The organism is Streptomyces varsoviensis (genome assembly GCF_000718635.1).
Lineage (GTDB): Bacteria > Actinomycetota > Actinomycetes > Streptomycetales > Streptomycetaceae > Streptomyces > Streptomyces varsoviensis.
Genome location: NZ_JOBF01000031.1, coordinates 30,454 through 45,881 on the forward strand (window position 1 = coordinate 30,454; position 15,428 = coordinate 45,881).

The 15,428-nt window shown below is 72.7% G+C and carries 13 protein-coding genes and 1 riboswitch; of the genes, 1 reads left to right on the forward strand and 12 read right to left on the reverse strand.

Going from position 1 to position 15,428, the window contains the following annotated elements:
- Positions 1–128: 128 nt before the first annotated feature.
- The 7 genes from IF55_RS31735 to IF55_RS31765 all read right to left on the reverse strand — a co-directional run bounded on the left by IF55_RS31735 (position 129) and on the right by IF55_RS31765 (position 6,207).
- Positions 129–1,415 carry an MFS transporter gene (locus tag IF55_RS31735; protein WP_048832895.1) on the reverse strand — a complete coding sequence of 429 codons (1,287 nt, stop codon included), beginning with the start codon at positions 1,413–1,415 and terminating at the stop codon, positions 129–131.
- A gap of 112 nt (positions 1,416–1,527) precedes the next feature.
- Positions 1,528–2,199, reverse strand: a complete 672-nt coding sequence (locus tag IF55_RS31740; protein WP_030889469.1) for a TenA family protein — start codon at positions 2,197–2,199, stop codon at positions 1,528–1,530.
- Positions 2,200–2,543: 344 nt separating this feature from the next.
- Positions 2,544–3,428 (reverse strand): BtpA/SgcQ family protein, encoded by an 885-nt coding sequence (locus IF55_RS31745; protein WP_030889466.1) that lies wholly within the window; start codon positions 3,426–3,428, stop codon positions 2,544–2,546.
- Positions 3,425–3,787, reverse strand: coding sequence for a hypothetical protein (locus tag IF55_RS31750; protein WP_030889463.1), 363 nt, complete (start codon positions 3,785–3,787; stop codon positions 3,425–3,427). The genes IF55_RS31745 and IF55_RS31750 overlap by 4 nt, the downstream gene beginning before the upstream one ends.
- 1 nt (position 3,788) lies before the next feature.
- Positions 3,789–4,523, reverse strand: a complete 735-nt coding sequence (locus IF55_RS31755) for a hypothetical protein (protein WP_030889460.1) — start codon at positions 4,521–4,523, stop codon at positions 3,789–3,791.
- The gene (locus tag IF55_RS31760; RefSeq protein WP_030889457.1) at positions 4,520–5,458 is read right to left on the reverse strand and encodes a carbohydrate kinase family protein; all 939 of its coding nucleotides are present in this window, start codon (positions 5,456–5,458) and stop codon (positions 4,520–4,522) included. Before IF55_RS31760 ends, IF55_RS31755 begins: the two co-directional genes overlap by 4 nt.
- Positions 5,455–6,207 (reverse strand): GntR family transcriptional regulator, encoded by a 753-nt coding sequence (locus tag IF55_RS31765; RefSeq protein ID WP_030889454.1) that lies wholly within the window; start codon positions 6,205–6,207, stop codon positions 5,455–5,457. Before IF55_RS31765 ends, IF55_RS31760 begins: the two co-directional genes overlap by 4 nt.
- 260 nt (positions 6,208–6,467) lie before the next feature.
- Between IF55_RS31765 and IF55_RS31770 the strand changes: the two genes are divergently transcribed.
- Positions 6,468–7,355 (forward strand): carbohydrate kinase family protein, encoded by an 888-nt coding sequence (locus tag IF55_RS31770; RefSeq protein ID WP_030889451.1) that lies wholly within the window; start codon positions 6,468–6,470, stop codon positions 7,353–7,355.
- A gap of 55 nt (positions 7,356–7,410) precedes the next feature.
- Here IF55_RS31770 and IF55_RS31775 read toward each other — a convergent pair whose 3' ends face one another.
- The 5 genes from IF55_RS31775 to scpA all read right to left on the reverse strand — a co-directional run bounded on the left by IF55_RS31775 (position 7,411) and on the right by scpA (position 15,426).
- The gene (locus tag IF55_RS31775) at positions 7,411–8,022 is read right to left on the reverse strand and encodes a class I SAM-dependent methyltransferase (RefSeq protein WP_048832899.1); all 612 of its coding nucleotides are present in this window, start codon (positions 8,020–8,022) and stop codon (positions 7,411–7,413) included.
- Between the two features lie 120 nt (positions 8,023–8,142).
- Complete coding sequence (locus IF55_RS31780; RefSeq protein ID WP_245661559.1) at positions 8,143–9,063, reverse strand: PI-PLC domain-containing protein; 921 nt, start codon at positions 9,061–9,063, stop codon at positions 8,143–8,145.
- A 249-nt stretch (positions 9,064–9,312) separates the two neighbouring features.
- Complete coding sequence (gene metE / locus IF55_RS31785; protein ID WP_030889442.1) at positions 9,313–11,637, reverse strand: 5-methyltetrahydropteroyltriglutamate--homocysteine S-methyltransferase; 2,325 nt, start codon at positions 11,635–11,637, stop codon at positions 9,313–9,315.
- A gap of 161 nt (positions 11,638–11,798) precedes the next feature.
- A riboswitch (cobalamin riboswitch) is annotated at positions 11,799–12,016 on the reverse strand.
- Positions 12,017–12,179: 163 nt separating this feature from the next.
- The gene (gene meaB, locus IF55_RS31790) at positions 12,180–13,172 is read right to left on the reverse strand and encodes a methylmalonyl Co-A mutase-associated GTPase MeaB (protein ID WP_030889440.1); all 993 of its coding nucleotides are present in this window, start codon (positions 13,170–13,172) and stop codon (positions 12,180–12,182) included.
- Positions 13,173–13,176: 4 nt separating this feature from the next.
- Positions 13,177–15,426, reverse strand: a complete 2,250-nt coding sequence (gene scpA / locus IF55_RS31795) for a methylmalonyl-CoA mutase (protein WP_048832902.1) — start codon at positions 15,424–15,426, stop codon at positions 13,177–13,179.
- Positions 15,427–15,428: the final 2 nt, after the last annotated feature.

The window sequence follows — 15,428 nt, forward strand, 5'->3', positions numbered from 1 at the left end:
GCTTCGTGGGCAACCCGCGCCGCCACCCCGGCGCACCGGGGTGGCGGCGTGACTGCCCGCCTCAGGCGGCGGGCGGCGGAGACGTCAACTTCACGTGCATGCGGGCACCTTACCGGGTGACGGGGCCGTCAGCCGACCTCGGCCGGGCGCGGTCCCGCCACAGCGGACAGGGACGGGTCGCGCGGTGTGGTGCGGTTGAGGAAGACGGTGAGCAGGGCGCCGATGATGTAGCACGCACCGAAGACCCACATGGTGCCCTCCACACCGATCGGCGTCAGGCAGAGGCCGACGAGCGCCGGGCCGGCCGCCGTGCCCAGGCCCGCGCCGAGGTTCAGCCCGGCCATGGCCGCGCCCGTACGCCGCGGGGCGATCTGCGGCATCAGGGCGGACATCGGGGAGAACCCGGCCAGGCAGGCGCAGAACAGGCTGCCGACGAGCAGGGACAGCCAGAAGCTGTGGGTCGCGGTGGGGATGTAGTAGAAGGCGACCGTGGTGACGGCGCACCCGACGCAGCCCATCCAGCGCAGTACGGGCGTGACGCCGTACTTGTCGCTCCAGTAGCCGGCGAGCAGGTTGAACCCCAGGTTCACCAGGTACATGACGGAGTAGATGGTGAGCCAGTCGCCGAGCGCGAACCCGAGGGACTTCGTGAAGTAGACGGGCAGGAAGACCGGGAAGCCGAACTGCGAGACGCCGTTGATGACCCGGACCGCCCCCGCCACGGCCACCCTGGGCTCCTGCCAGAGCACGGAGACGCCCTTGACCAGGCCGCGCAGCGGATTCTCCTCCGGGCGGGCGATCGGGCGGTCCCCGCCGGGGGCGCGCACCCGCATGCCGATGGCCGCGCCGATCGCGATCACCACCAGGGCCGCCCACAGCGTCGGCAGCGGTCCGATGAGGGCGATGGACTCCTTGGCGATCAGCGGGCTCAGCGTGGAGAAGCCCGCTATGTACGCGAACCAGAACCAGCCCACGGCCACGCCCAGCTTCTCCGGGCTCGCCGTCCGTACGACCCACATCAGGAACCCGTACGCGAAGAGCGGGTAGCCGAATCCGCGCAGCCCGTAGCAGATGAGCAGCGCCACCACCGAGTGCTGGGTCACCCCGAACGTGACGAAGAGGACGTGGAAGACCACCCACACCGCGACGCCGACCGCCATCAGCCGGCGCGGGCCGAAGACGTCGGAGAGGGCGGCGGCCATCCACGCGGAGACCCCGGCGGTCACGCCGTAGAGCGTGAACATCAGGGCGACCTGGTGGGAGGGGAAGCCCTGGTCGTTGAGGAACGCCGACAGATAGCCCTGTTCGACGCCGTCTCCGATCATGAAGAACGCCAGAGCCAGATACCCCGCTGCCAGACTTCGCGGAATGCCGATCCTGTCGAGGATATTGCTGTGTTCGCTTGCGTCCGGCATCGCTCCACCTTCCGTGTTTCTACGAGCGATCAGTAGCGGTGGCTGTCATCAGTCGGGTCGGGCAGTCGGTCAGTGGGCCGGTCGGGCCGGGGCGAATCGGACGAGGCGGCGGCTACTCGACATAGGCGGCGTCGTGGAAGCGGATCTCCGCGGCGAGCACCTTCCCGAAGACCGTGACCAGGTCCGCCGCGGTCTCGGGCAGGATCTCCAGCGCGTCGATCTCGGCTTCCAGGAACCGCACCTGCGTGGTGAAGGGCTCCTCGGTGTGCAGCCGCACCCAGTCCGCGATCTCGGCCCGCGCGGAGGGCGAGCGGACGGCCTCGCCGCACCAGGTCTCGTACAGCGACTCCGCCGCGTACATGCACGTCACGATGGCCGGGTAGCCGTACGCGTCGGCCGCGTCCAGGACCTCCTCGGTCAGCACGGACGCCTGCTCCTGGGCGCGCGGGCCGACCTCCGGCACACCGGTGGTCTCCAGCGCCCGGCTGAAGTAGTCGTACTGGTCCGTGACCAGGGCGTGGAGCGTACGGGCGTGTCCGGTCAGCGCCGCCGCGCCGGGCGCCTCGCGGACGGCCGCGCCCGCCAGCCGGGCCGCGGTGTCCACGAACTCCCGCTCGAAGAGCAGGTAGCGGGCGAAGACGGTGTCGCCGATGGTGTCGTCGGCGACCTCGCGGACGAACCGCATGGTGCGCGCCTGGTCCCATACGTCCGCGTTGCGCTCCTTGAGGGCCGCGCTGAGGGGGCCGGGCGGCGCCGACCGGGCATGTGTGTGCCGCGCTTGCATAAGGGGGTACCTCCGCTGTCGCTGCCGGACGTCGCCGGTGGGTGGGGAGTGGGGAGAGGGGCCTGGCGGCCGGGCCGGGAGGCGGCCCGGCCGCGTCGGCGCGGTTCCGCGGCCGGTGCTGACACGGCCGGAGGGGAATCGTCGGCGCCGAGGAGAGCCCGTCGTTCTGTTGGGGCCGGCAGTCGCGGGGCGGCCGTCGGCGGTGGCTGGTGGGCCGGTCCCGTGGCGGGGTTCGTCCCGGTGTCGGGGGCCGTGCGCCGGGGGCCCGGGGGTGGTTCCCGCACCGGGGGCCCGGCGGGCGGTGCGGCCCACCAGCGGTTTTCAACGGTCGAGCACGTCGCTGGTCAGGGCAGTTGGTAGCCCGCGCGCTCGGCGTGCCGGGTGAACGCCCGGACCTTCGCCTGGTCGACCCGGCCCCACCAGCGGCCGTTCTCCTTGAGCGAGGAGGCCACGATGGCGCCGTGGCACAGGGAGAGCAGCCGTTCGGCGTTGTTCTCGGTCATGCCCGAGCCGATGATCACCGGCAGCCGCGTGGCGTCCATGATGCCCCGGACCTCGCTCTCCGCGGCCTCGTCGCCGGTGCGGCCACCGGTCGCGATGAGCACGTCCGCGTCGAAGAACTCGTTGTCCTCCGTCTGCTCGGCCAGGCTCCGGTCGGCGATGATGGAGTGCGAACCGTGCTTGACGTGCACGTCCGCGAAGACCTTGAGCTGCTCGGCGCGGAGCGTCGCCCGGTACCGGGTGGCGGAGGGGGCCAGCCCCTCGATGAAGCCCTCGTTGGCCACGTACGCGTTCGCCCACTGGTTGACGCGGACGAAGGACGACTGGGCGGCCTGGGCGGTGGCTATCGAGCAGTGCGCGCCGTTCGCCAGGACGTTCACGCCGACCGGCAGGCCCGCCTTCTCGCGGACGTGGTCGCTGATCACGGCCAGGTTCGCCGCGGTCTCGAAGCCCTGGTCCTCGGGCTTGGGGAAGGGCAGGTCCCAGGCGTTCTCCACGATCAGGCCGTGGACCCCGCCCCGCTGGTACGCCGTGGCCTCCTCCACGGCGAACTTCACGATGTCCGCGATGGACTCGCCGCGGTAGTGCGGGCTGCCGGGGAGCGGCGGGCAGTGCACGACGCCGATGACGACGCGCTCGGTGCCGAAGATCGAGGTCAGCGCCGACTCCTTGGGCGGGAAGACGCCGACGGTTCGCTCGCCTGCGGTGTGGTCGACGGGGTTGTTCATGATGTCCTTTCAATTGCCTCAGGCGCTGCCGGGCCGGCCGGGTCGGCCGTCCCCACCTGATTGGAGAACTCGAAGCAGTCGGTGTATCCGGCGGTCACCAGCCGGGACCAGTGGTCGAAGGCCAGCTCGGCGGTGGGAAAGAACCAGATCTCCACCTCGGAGTAGTCGCTCTGCCCCCGGACGTGGAAGACACCGGCCCGTTTCCCGCCCAGCCGCTCGGAGGCGTCGCGCTCCGCGCGGAACGCCTCCTCGTGCCGGGCCCGGGCGGCGGGTTCGAGCTCGAACCACGCGGTACGGGGGAGGGAGTAGTGCAGCCAGACCGTGCCGGGGTCTTCACTCACGTCGCTCACATCACTCATGTCATTTCCTTCGCAAGGCGTCATCGAGCCGCGTGCGACGGCCGAGATAGTGGCGGGACGTCGTGAACTTGAAGTCCGCGACCCGCGTGTGCTCCCGCATCGCCGCCTGCACCATGGCCACGCCCGGCACCCGCCACACCCCGACGTGGTCCCACTCGCTCGCGCCGTCGAGCCGGTGCCGGCCGGCGATGGCGGCCCCGGCCCGTACGTCCGCGGCGAACGCGACATCGCACTCCAGGTCGTAGGCGCGGCGCTGCTCCGCGGAGGCGGCGTGCCAGGCGGCGTTCCACTTCCAGAGCGCGAAGAACGCCCAGTCGTCCTCGGGCCGGGACGCGGCGCCGACCACTGGCAGGAACTCGCGCGGCCCGATGAGCCATTGGGTGCGCAGCGCACGCGCCCAGCCCGCCGCTTCGAGGGCGGTCACGCCGCGCAGGGCGGCGGATGGGGTGGGGGCCTCGAACAGGCCGACGAAGTCGACGTCATGGGAGAACCCGGTGGCGTACACCGTGGGGGAGTCGGGGTGTTCGTCCGCCTCGGCTCCGTCGCCCGCGAGGACGCGGTCCACGGAGAGCCGCCAGCCCTCCGCCTTGAGCGCGTCGAGCCGCGCCATGACCGGCCGCACCGCGCGGTCGGGGTTCTCGGGAGACGGGGCCCGCCGACGGGCCAGGAACAGGACGGCGCACCGCTGTCCCGGCGCCGCCTCGAAGACGTCCGTCTCCTCACTCAGCAGCGTCATGCGTACCTCCCTGTCAGCTCTGCCAGCTCGCCCCGCGTGGCGTACGACTGGTGGCCGCCGAAACCGGAGCAACTGTGGGAGGCCGCCGCCACCGCGTAGCGGAGCGCGTCGAGCGGGTCGCCGGAGTCGAGCATCATGCCGACGAACGACCCGGCCAGGCAGTCGCCCGCGCCCGTCGTGTCGACCACGGGGGCCGCGCCGGCGGCGACGGGCACGGTGACCTCGGCGGCGCCCGGCACGCACCAGCGGGCGCCGTGCGAGCCGTCGGTGAACACCACCGAGCGGGCGCCGAGGCCGAACAGCGTGGTGATCGCGTCGGGCCCGATGGCGCGGGCGGCGTGCGTGTTGCAGAACACCGCGGCCGCGCCGTCGATATGGTCCGCGAGCGCCCCGATGCCGTCGGGGAACGTCGCCGGTTCCAGGTCGATCGACCACGGCACGCCGCGCTCGGCGCAGCGGGCGATGACGGCCCACGCGGCGACGGGGTCGTAGACCGCGGTGTGCAGCCAGCCCGCGTCGTCGAGGGTGAGCCGCCGGCAGACGGCCTCGGAGGGGTACATGCGGACGCCGGGCACGAGGATGAGGTGCTTCTCGCCGTCCTCGGCGATGGTGATGACGGCCCGGCTGGAGGGGCCCTCGGACACCTCGGGCCGGAAGTCCACGCCGAGGCCGCGGGCCTGCTCCGCGCACTGCCGGCCGGCCGCGTCCGTGCCGACGGAGCTGACCAGGGCCGTCGGCGTACCGGTGAGGGAGCAGGCGACGGCCGCGTTGGTCACCACGCCGCCGACCGCGTCGGTGAGGTAGTCGCTGACCACCTTCTCGTCGGCGGCGGGCAGGGAGCCCACGCGGAGGGTGGTGTCGAACACGGTGTCCCCGACGAAGACCGCGGTCTTCCCCGTGGGCCCTGCCGTGTCCGTGGTGGGGGCTGTGTTCATGGGCGAGTGAGCTCGATTCGGAAGCGGTATCTGTCGGCCCGGTACGTGATGACCACGTACTCCAGGGGGACGGCGGTCGCCGAGAGCGAGCGGCGGCGCGCGATCAGGATCGGAGCGCCCTTGGCGACGGCCAGCCGCTGCGCCAGTTGCGCGTCGGCGACGCCGCCCTCGATGTACTCCTCGCCCGAGCTGATGCGCGTACCGGTGGTGCGCTCGATCCACTGGTAGAGCGAGGAGTCGCGCAGCGCCGCCTCGGGCGGCGGCGTCGCGGGGTCCACGACCAGGGGCGAGAGCCACGAGACGCTGGAGGCGATGGGCTCGTCGTCGGCGAGCAGCACCCGGTCCACGCAGACCGCGTCGTCACCCTCGGTCAGCCCCAGCTCCTTGGCGACCTGCGCGGGAGCGGGCAGCACGGAGACGGCGACCAGGCGGTAGCCCGGCGCCAGGCCGCGGGCCCGCATGTCGTCCGAGAACGAGGCCAGCAGGTTCAGCGGCTGTTCGACCTTGGGCGGGAGCACGATGGTGCCCTTGCCGGACCGCCGGCTCACCAGTTGGTCGCCCTCCAGCTCGTTCAGAGCGCTGCGGGCGGTGGTGCGGCTGATGCCGAAGCGCCGCGTGAGCAGCGTTTCGGACGGCAGCGCGTCACCGGCGGTGAACTCTCCATCGGCGATGGCCGATCGGAGCAGCTCGGCGATCTGATGCCACTTCGGTACGGGGCCATCCACCAGGTCTTCGTCATCCCAAGCCATGCCGAAAGTATCCGAACGTCATGACGTTTGGTCAACGGGTCGGCTGCATCAACTTTGCGTGCGCGAATGATCGCCCAGCGTTGCCCCCCGTACCCGGCCGGCCCCCGTTGACGTTCTTCCGGAAGCGCGCCTACGGTGCATCACCACGACCCGGGTCCGCCGCTCAGCGACGGCGCGACCGGCGGGCGACCGGCGCCGCGGCGGCCCGGCCCCGCCGACGGCCGGCCGGCGGTTCCACAGCGAATGGGGTGCCCTTCTTCATGATCGTTTTTTGCGGGTACGGCAACAGCGACCTCACGGTGAACGTGCCCGTTCTCCCCGGCGCCGGGGACCGTGTGCAGGCCCTCGGCATCGAGCGCCACGACGGAGGCATGGGCGCCAACGTGGCGGCGGCAGCGGCCCGCATGGGCGCCGACGCCCGCTTCGCCGGAGTGGTCGGGCCCGACGCGCTGAGCACCGCCTTCCTCGACGCCCTCGGCGCCGACGGCGTGGACGTGGCCTGGACCTCCCGCCGGGGCCGCCTCACCACCGCGCTCATCCTCGTCACCCCGGACGGCGAGCGCTCGATCATCAGCGAGGACGACGACGTCACCGCGGACCATGTGGCGGCCGTGGTGCGCCGGTGCGCCGAGGCCGGCGGCGGCTGGCTCTACCTCGACGGCTACCGCTTCCCCTGGGCGGCGGACCTCCTGGACGGCGCCACGGGCGTACGTACCGTCGTCGACCTCGACGGCTGCGAGGACCCCGACGCGGCGCGCGCCGCCCTGACGGTGGCCGAACACACGGTCATCGGCCGCATCCAGGCCGAACGGCTCCTCGGCCGGGACCTCGCCGCCGTCGCGGCGAAGCACCGCACCCACCTCCTGGTCACCGACGGCGCCCGCGGCTGGACGCTGCACACGCCGACCGGCGCCACCCAGTCCGGAGCCGCCATCGACGTACGGGTCCGCGACGCCACCGGGGCGGGCGACTGCTTCGTCGGCTGCTACCTCGCCGAACTCGACCGCGGCGCGGAACCGGCCGCCGCAGCGGCCTTCGCCGCCGTCGCCGCGGGCCTCTCCTGCACGGGCCCCGGCGCCAGAGAAAGCCAGCCACACCGGGCCGAGGTCACGGCCTACCTCACCCGCACAGCCCCGGCGAGCGTCTGACGCACGACGCACGACGCACCCCGCCCCCGCCGCACCCGCGGGTGCGGCGCGCGGCTCAGCCCGGCTTCACCCAGGTCAACGAGTACCGGCGGAGCACATGGCGGCGGTAACGCACCCCCGGCGGCACCTCCCGCGCCGCCGCGCGCACCTGCCCGTAACCCATCCGCGGGTCGGCGACCGGCATGCCCTCCGGGCCCCGCGCGCGGCGCAGCACTTTGGTGACCCGTACGACCGGGGCGGCGGCGACGAGCACCGCCCAGTCCGCCGCGCTCACCTCACGGGCCAGGCCGACGACGACCAGCGTGCCGCCGGGGCGCAGCAGTTCGCGCATCCGCAGGAGGGCCGGCTCGAAGTCCATGTGGTGGATCGCGGTCACCGAGCAGACGAAGTCGAAGCCCTGGTCGGGGAGGCCGGCGGTGAGGAAGTCGTCCTCGATGAAGGTGAGTCGGGGGTCGCCGGTCGCCGACTCGCGGGCGCGGGCGATCATTTCCGGCGAGTTGTCGACGCCGGTGACCCGCTTGGCGCGCCCGGCGAGCTTGCGCGCCAGCAGCCCGTCTCCGCAGCCCACGTCCAGCGCGTCGCCGCAGTCCGCGGGGACGGCGCGGAGGATGCCCGGGTGCCGGGCGACGTTGGTGTTCCAGTACGGTTCCGAGTCGGGCTGGCGCATCGGATCATCGTACGGGTCCGGGCCGGGACCGTACGCCGGCTATCGGCTCAGGGGCCGTGGGGCCGGGGCCCTTCGCCCGTTGAGGGGCCGGGGCGGCGCGCCCCGGCCCCATGGGGGCGGTTAGTGGAACATCCGGTCGCCGCTGTTGGCCATGCGGTGGGTGCCGCTGTGGCGGTTCACCCAGTCGCGGATGAGGTTGATGGCGTTGGCGCACTGCCAACTGTTGTCGTAGTCGCGCACCCCGGTGAAGGCGCCGTAGCCCGCGATGATGCCGTCGACCCGCGCGTCGCCCAGCAGCTTGTCGATGTACCACGGGTCGTTGTAGGTGGCGGTCCAGGACAGGGTGGCCGCGAGCTGCCCGGCGGACCGCTCCGCGGCGCCCTTCTTCAGCTCGGCGCACGTGTTCCAGGTGGCTTCCGTGCAGTTGCCGAACCCGTTGGTGATGTCGGTGTCGCCGTAGTCCATCACCCGGCGGCCCTTCGGGAATCCGGCGCCGGACCGGTTGAAGGCGCCCGTGACCTTGTCGCGGGAGCCGGTCGTCGTGATGCCCTCCAGCGGGCCGAGCCTGCCCTCCAGGCTCTTCCAGCCCCGGCCGCCGACGTCCGGGGTGTTGCCGCCGTGGTACTCGTAGAAGCCGTAGAGCACCTGGATGCCGGCGGCCGTCAGCCGCTGCGCCTTGTCGCGGAGCCCGGCGACGCTGCAGCCGCGGTTGGGCTGTTCGCCGCAGTAGTTCGGGTCCTTGATGTCGAGCCAGACCAGCGACAGCCGGCGCCCCGCCTTGGCGTTGGAGAGGATGCGGTCGACCATGCTGTCGAAGCTGGGCCCGTACCGGTTGTCGCCGGCGGAGGAGCAGTCGTGCCACGCGCGCCATTCGTTCGGGTTCCACCAGGCGCAGGTGTCGATCTCGATGGCGTTGGCGCCGTGGGCGAGGGCGGCGTCCACGCCGGCCAGGGTGTCGACCCGGTGCGCGATGGCGTAGATCGCCTGCCGCTGATCGGCCGCCGACGCCGGGCTCGTACCGAGCGCCGTCGCGCCGATCATTCCGCATAGTGCCGCCAACAGCGCCAGCACTCTGCGGGGGCGGGCGCGGTGTCGAAGGTGAGTGTTCAAGAAGGCACTCCTTCAAGCTGCTGAGACGTGACGGCGACGCGCCGTCCGTCGATCGCGAAAATATAGCGCCCGAAGCGGCATCCGTGATCGATTCTCGCTCCGCTTTTTCTGTCAAATGGCCACTTCGCGACATGAGTTGGCAGGGACCGCGCACGGACGGTCGCGCGCGGCCCCGTCGCCTCAGGAGTCCGGCAGCTCCGCCCGCACCGTACGGGCCGCGGCGACCAGGTTCTCCAGCGAGGCGCGCGTCTCGGGCCAGCCGCGGGTCTTCAGACCGCAGTCGGGGTTGACCCACAGGCGTTCGGCGGGGATGGCCGCCAGCCCCTTGCGCAGCAGGGCCGCCGCCTCCTCGGCGGAGGGCACGCGCGGCGAGTGGATGTCGTAGACGCCGGGCCCGGCCTCGCGCGGGTAGCCGTGCGCGGCCAGTTCACGGGCGACCTGCATGTGGGAGCGGGCCGCCTCCAGGCTGATGACGTCCGCGTCCAGGTCGTCGATGGCCCGCACGATGTCGCCGAACTCGGCGTAGCACATGTGCGTATGGATCTGGGTCGCCGGGCGCGCGCCGCCGGTGGTGAGGCGGAACGCCTCGGTGGCCCAGGCCAGATACGCGGGGCGGCCGGCGGCGCGCAGCGGCAGCGTCTCGCGCAGGGCCGGCTCGTCGACCTGGATGACGGAGGTGCCCGCCGCCTCCAGGTCGTCGACCTCGTCGCGCAGGGCGAGCGCCACCTGCCGGGCGGTGTCGGCGAGCGGCTGGTCGTCGCGGACGAAGGACCAGGCGAGCATGGTGACCGGGCCGGTGAGCATGCCCTTGACGGGGCGGTCGGTGAGCGAGTTCGCGTACGAGGTCCAGCGCACCGTCATCGGGTCCGGGCGCGAGATGTCGCCCGCGAGGACCGGCGGGCGCACATAGCGGGTGCCGTAGGACTGCACCCAGCCGTGCTGGGTGGCGAGGTAGCCGGTGAGCCGCTCGGCGAAGTACTGCACCATGTCGTTGCGTTCGGGTTCGCCGTGCACCAGGACATCGAGCCCCGTCCGCTCCTGGAAGGCGACCACCTCGCGGATCTCGTCCCTGACGCGCTCCTCGTAGCCCGCCGGGTCGAGGCGGCCGGCGCGCAGGTCGGCGCGTGCCGCGCGCAACTCGCCGGTCTGCGGGAACGAGCCGATCGTGGTGGTCGGCAGCAGCGGCAGGCCGAGCCGTTCGCGCTGGGCGGCGGCGCGTCGCTCGTACGGGGCCGAGCGGCGGGCGTCCGCGTCGGTGACGGCGGCGGCGCGGGCCCGTACGGCCGGGTCCCGCGTGATGGGGGAGTTCGCGCGCGACGCGAGGCCCGCCCGGTTGGCGGCGATCTCGGTGGCGATCGTGTCCCTGCCGCGCGCGAGGCCGCGGGCGAGCGTCACGACCTCCGCCGTCTTCTGCCGGGCGAAGGACAGCCAGCGCAGGATCTGCGGGTCGATGTCGCGCTCGGCCGCCGCGTCGAGCGGTACGTGCAGCAGCGAGCAGGAGGCGGCCACGTCGACGCGGCCGGCGAGGCCGAGCAGGGTGGCGAGGGTGGCCAGGGACTTCTCGAAGTCGTCGAGCCAGACGTTGCGGCCGTTGACGACGCCCGCGATCAGCCGCTTGCCCGGCAGCCCGCCGACGGCGGCGAGGTCGTCCAGGTTGCCGGCGGCGGCCTCGGTGAAGTCGAGGGCGAGGCCGTCCACGGGGGCCTTGGCGAGGACGGGCAGCGCCTCGCCGAGCCGGTCGAAGTAGGAGGCGACGAGGAGCTTCGGCCGTTCGGCGAGGGCGCCGAGGTCGCGGTAGGCGCGGGCGGCGGCGCCCAGTTCGGCCGCGGTGCGGTCCTGGACCAGGGTGGGCTCGTCGAGCTGCACCCACTCGGCGCCCGCCGCGCGGAGGTCGGCGAGGACTTCGGCGTACACGGGCAGCAGCCGGTCGAGGAGGGTGAGCGGCGCGAAGCCGGCGGCGACGCCGGGCGCGGGCTTGGCCAGCAGGAGGTAGGTGACGGGGCCGACGAGGACCGGGCGCGCGGTGTGCCCGAGCGCGCGGGCCTCCGTCAGCTCGGCGACCTGCTTGGCGGAGTCGGCCGCGAAGACCGTGTCCGGGCCCAGCTCCGGGACGAGGTAGTGGTAGTTGGTGTCGAACCACTTGGTCATCTCCAGCGGCGCCACGTCCTGGGTGCCGCGCGCCATGGCGAAGTAGCCGTCGAGGGCGTCGGCGTCGGCGTCGACGGCGGCGCGGTGGCGGGCGGGGACGGCGCCGACCATGACGCTGGTGTCCAGGACGTGGTCGTAGTACGAGAAGTCGCCGGTCGGCACCTCGTCGATGCCGGCGTCGGCCAACTGCCGCCAGTTCTCCCGGCGCAGGCCCGCGGCGGTCTCCCGGAGCGCGTCGGCGCCGACGCGGCCCTTCCAGTAGCCCTCGACGGCCTTCTTCAGTTCACGGTGCGCGCCCTGGCGGGGGTAGCCGTACACGGTGGCCCGTGCTGCCGCGGCTGCGGACTTCGCTGTCACGGAAATCTCCTTCGCGAGATGACTCCTGAGCGTCCCGGCGACGGGACGCGGACGCGAAGGGCGACGAACCGGGGGACGTGCGCGCGGCGGCCGCGCGGTGTCCCACCTGATCTGCACGCCGACCCGCCCACGAGGTCACCGGGGTGTTCCGTACGCGAATGGTCGCGCACGGGCAACGGGCAGGTCTTCGGACTCGCGGGCACGTCTGCCGGGGCAGACACCTACTGGCCGTCGCTTCCCGGACCCATGGCCGGATCCAGTGCGTATGACGGCGGTCGTTCCCGCTCACCGCTGCGGGGCAGTCCCGGATTCCCACCGGGTTCCCTCTTGCGACGCGCCTGCCTGGCGAGCAGGGCGAACCGGCTGCACGGGTCAGCCTAGAGGGCGAGGGGATCTCCGGACACCGCTGTTCACATCCCGGAAGGTGATGTGGGACACGGGGCGCTGTCGGCCGACTGCCGGGTGACCGGCAGCCCGTCCATGAGGGGCGGGCTCGTACGATTGACGGCCCCTCGCCGGTCGAGATCGACGGCTAGTAATGCTCAGCAGCCGGGCTCTCCGGTGCGGAACGCGTCGAGGATGCGTTCGGCCGCGAGCGTCGCCGTCAGCTCCCCGGCCCGCACCCGCCGCTCCAGATCGGGGGCCAGGGCGCGTACGGCCGGGTCGGAATGGAGCCGGCTCAGGAGCGTGTCGCGGACCATCGTCCACGCCCAGTCCACCTGCTGCGTACGGCGCTTGGCGGCCAGCGCGCCGGTGGAGTCGAGCAGCGCGCGGTGCTGTCCGAGGCGTTCCCACACCTCATCGAGGCCCGTCGACTCGCGGGCGCTGCAACTGAGCACGGGCGGCGTCCAGGCGGCGTCGGCGGAGCGCATCAGCCGCAGCGCGCCCGCCAGTTCCCGCGCCGCGCCGCGCGCGTCGCGTTCGTGCGGCCCGTCCGCCTTGTTGACGGCGATGACGTCCGCCAGCTCCAGGACGCCCTTCTTGATGCCCTGCAACTGATCGCCGGTGCGGGCGAGGGTCAGCAGCAGGAAGGAGTCGACCATGTTCGCGACGGCCGTCTCGGACTGGCCGACGCCGACCGTCTCCACGAGCACCACGTCGTAGCCGGCGGCCTCCATCACCACGATCGACTCGCGCGTCGCCTTGGCGACGCCGCCGAGGGTCCCGGCGGTGGGGGAGGGGCGTACGAACGCCGCCGGGTCGACGGCCAGGCGCTCCATGCGGGTCTTGTCGCCCAGGATGGAGCCGCCGGTGCGGCTGGACGACGGGTCGACGGCGAGCACCGCGACCCGGTGCCCGAGCCCGGTGAGCCGGGTGCCGAACGCGTCGATGAACGTCGACTTGCCGACGCCCGGCACCCCGCTGACGCCGATCCGCCGCGCCCGCCCGCTGTGCGGCAGCAACTCGGTGAGCAGCTCCTGCGCCAGGGCCCGGTGGTCGGGGCGGGTGGACTCGACGAGGGTGATGGCGCGCGCCACCAGCGCCCGCTTCCCGTCGAGCACGCCCTTGACGTAGGTGTCGAGGTCGATCGCCATGGGGTCAGCGGCCCTGGTCGGCGTCGGTGCGCCCGTGTCCGGCCTGCCCCAGCTCGTCGTGGCCGAGGCCGGCGGCGAGCCGCCGCACCAGGTCGTACGCGGCGTCCGGGATGACCGTGCCGGGCGGGAAGACGGCCGCCGCGCCCATCTCCAGGAGCGTCGCGACGTCCTGCGGCGGGATCACCCCGCCGACCACGACCATGATGTCGTCGCGGCCCTCCTCCGCCAGCCGCTCGCGCAGCGCCGGTACGAGCGTGAGGTGGCCGGCGGCCAGCGAGGAGACCCCGACGACGTGCACGTCCGCCTCGACGGCCTGCCGGGCCACTTCCTCCGGCGTCTGGAACAGCGGGCCGACATCGACGTCGAAGCCGAGGTCGGCGAAGGCCGTGGCGATCACCTTCTGGCCGCGGTCGTGGCCGTCCTGGCCCATCTTGGCGACCAGCATGCGGGGCCGCCGGCCCTCGGCCTCCTCGAAGGACGCCACGAGCGAGCGGGTGCGCTCGATGGACGGGGACTCGCCGGCTTCGTTGCGGTACACACCGGAGATCGTACGGATCTGGCTCGCGTGCCGCCCGTACACCTTCTCCAGGGCGTCGGAGATCTCCCCGACGGTGGCCTTCGCGCGGGCCGCGTCGACCGCCAGCTCCAGCAGATTGCCCGTCCCCTCCGCCGCGCGGGTCAGCGCGTGCAGCGCGTCCTGGCAGGCCCGTTCGTCGCGCTCGGCGCGCAGCCGCCGCAGCTTGTCGATCTGCTGGGCGCGTACCGAGGAGTTGTCGACCTTCAGGACGTCGATCTGCTCGTCCGTCTCGACGCGGTACTTGTTCACGCCGATGACCGGCTGGCGGCCCGAGTCGATACGGGCCTGGGTACGGGCCGCGGCCTCCTCCACCCGCAGCTTCGGGATGCCCGCGTCGATGGCCCGCGCCATGCCGCCCGCCGCCTCGACCTCCTCGATGTGCTGCCACGCCCGGCGCGCGAGGTCGTACGTCAGCCGCTCCACATAGGCGCTGCCGCCCCACGGGTCGATCGTGCGCGTGGTGCCCGACTCCTGCTGGATCAGGAGCTGGGTGTTGCGGGCGATGCGCGCCGAGAAGTCGGTGGGCAGGGCCAGGGCCTCGTCGAGGGCGTTGGTGTGCAGGGACTGCGTGTGGCCCTGGGTCGCGGCCATCGCCTCCACGCACGTACGCGTCACGTTGTTGAACACGTCCTGCGCCGTCAGCGACCAGCCGGAGGTCTGCGAATGGGTGCGCAGCGACAGGGACTTGGCGTTCTTCGGCTCGAACCGCCGGACCAGCTTGGCCCATAGCAGCCGCGCGGCGCGCAGCTTCGCGATCTCCATGAAGAAGTTCATGCCGATCGCCCAGAAGAAGGAGAGCCGGGGCGCGAACGCGTCCACGTCCATCCCCGCGGCCCGCCCGGCCCGGATGTACTCCACGCCGTCCGCGAGCGTGTACGCCAGCTCCAGGTCGGCCGTGGCCCCGGCCTCCTGGATGTGGTAGCCGGAGATGGAGATGGAGTTGTAGCGCGGCATGCGCCGCGAGGTGTACGCGAAGATGTCGGAGATGATCCGCATCGAGGGGCCCGGCGGATAGATGTAGGTGTTGCGGACCATGAACTCCTTGAGGATGTCGTTCTGAATGGTCCCCGCCAGCTTCTCGGGCGGCACGCCCTGCTCCTCCGCCGCCACGACGTACAGGGCGAGTACGGGCAGCACGGCGCCGTTCATCGTCATCGACACGGTCATCCGGTCGAGCGGGATGCCGTCGAAGAGCCGGCGCATGTCGTAGATCGAGTCGATCGCCACGCCCGCCATGCCGACGTCCCCGGTCACCCGGGGGTGGTCGCTGTCGTAACCGCGGTGGGTGGGCAGGTCGAAGGCGACCGACAGCCCCTTCTGGCCGGCCGCGAGGTTGCGCCGGTAGAAGGCGTTGGACTCCTCGGCCGTGGAGAAGCCCGCGTACTGACGGATCGTCCAGGGCTGGTTGACGTACATCGTCGGGTACGGGCCGCGCAGGTACGGGGCGATGCCCGGATAGGTGCCGAGGAAGTCCAGGCCCTCCAGGTCCTGCCCGGTATAGAGCGGCTTGACCGAGATGCCCTCCGGGGTCTCCCAGCGGAGATCGTCACCGGCGGCGGCCTTCTCGACCGCCTCCTGCCACGCCTCGGCGCTGCCGCCGGCCCCGCCGTCGCCGGCCGTGCCGCCGCCGGGCTTCGGCGTCCCGAGGCCGATCCCGGAGAAGTCCGGGATTCCCATCG

What these genes read in the sequence shown, in the direction of transcription:
- IF55_RS31735 (WP_048832895.1), bottom strand. Translation starts at nt 1,415, where the DNA reads ATGCCGGACGCAAGCGAACACAGCAATATCCTCGACAGGATCGGCATT.
- IF55_RS31740 (WP_030889469.1), bottom strand. Translation starts at nt 2,199, where the DNA reads ATGCAAGCGCGGCACACACATGCCCGGTCGGCGCCGCCCGGCCCCCTC.
- IF55_RS31745 (WP_030889466.1), bottom strand. Translation starts at nt 3,428, where the DNA reads ATGAACAACCCCGTCGACCACACCGCAGGCGAGCGAACCGTCGGCGTC.
- IF55_RS31750 (WP_030889463.1), bottom strand. Translation starts at nt 3,787, where the DNA reads ATGAGTGATGTGAGCGACGTGAGTGAAGACCCCGGCACGGTCTGGCTG.
- IF55_RS31755 (WP_030889460.1), bottom strand. Translation starts at nt 4,523, where the DNA reads ATGACGCTGCTGAGTGAGGAGACGGACGTCTTCGAGGCGGCGCCGGGA.
- IF55_RS31760 (WP_030889457.1), bottom strand. Translation starts at nt 5,458, where the DNA reads ATGAACACAGCCCCCACCACGGACACGGCAGGGCCCACGGGGAAGACC.
- IF55_RS31765 (WP_030889454.1), bottom strand. Translation starts at nt 6,207, where the DNA reads ATGGCTTGGGATGACGAAGACCTGGTGGATGGCCCCGTACCGAAGTGG.
- IF55_RS31770 (WP_030889451.1), top strand. Translation starts at nt 6,468, where the DNA reads ATGATCGTTTTTTGCGGGTACGGCAACAGCGACCTCACGGTGAACGTG.
- IF55_RS31775 (WP_048832899.1), bottom strand. Translation starts at nt 8,022, where the DNA reads ATGCGCCAGCCCGACTCGGAACCGTACTGGAACACCAACGTCGCCCGG.
- IF55_RS31780 (WP_245661559.1), bottom strand. Translation starts at nt 9,063, where the DNA reads ATGATCGGCGCGACGGCGCTCGGTACGAGCCCGGCGTCGGCGGCCGAT.
- meaB (WP_030889440.1), bottom strand. Translation starts at nt 13,172, where the DNA reads ATGGCGATCGACCTCGACACCTACGTCAAGGGCGTGCTCGACGGGAAG.
- scpA (WP_048832902.1), bottom strand. Translation starts at nt 15,426, where the DNA reads ATGGGAATCCCGGACTTCTCCGGGATCGGCCTCGGGACGCCGAAGCCC.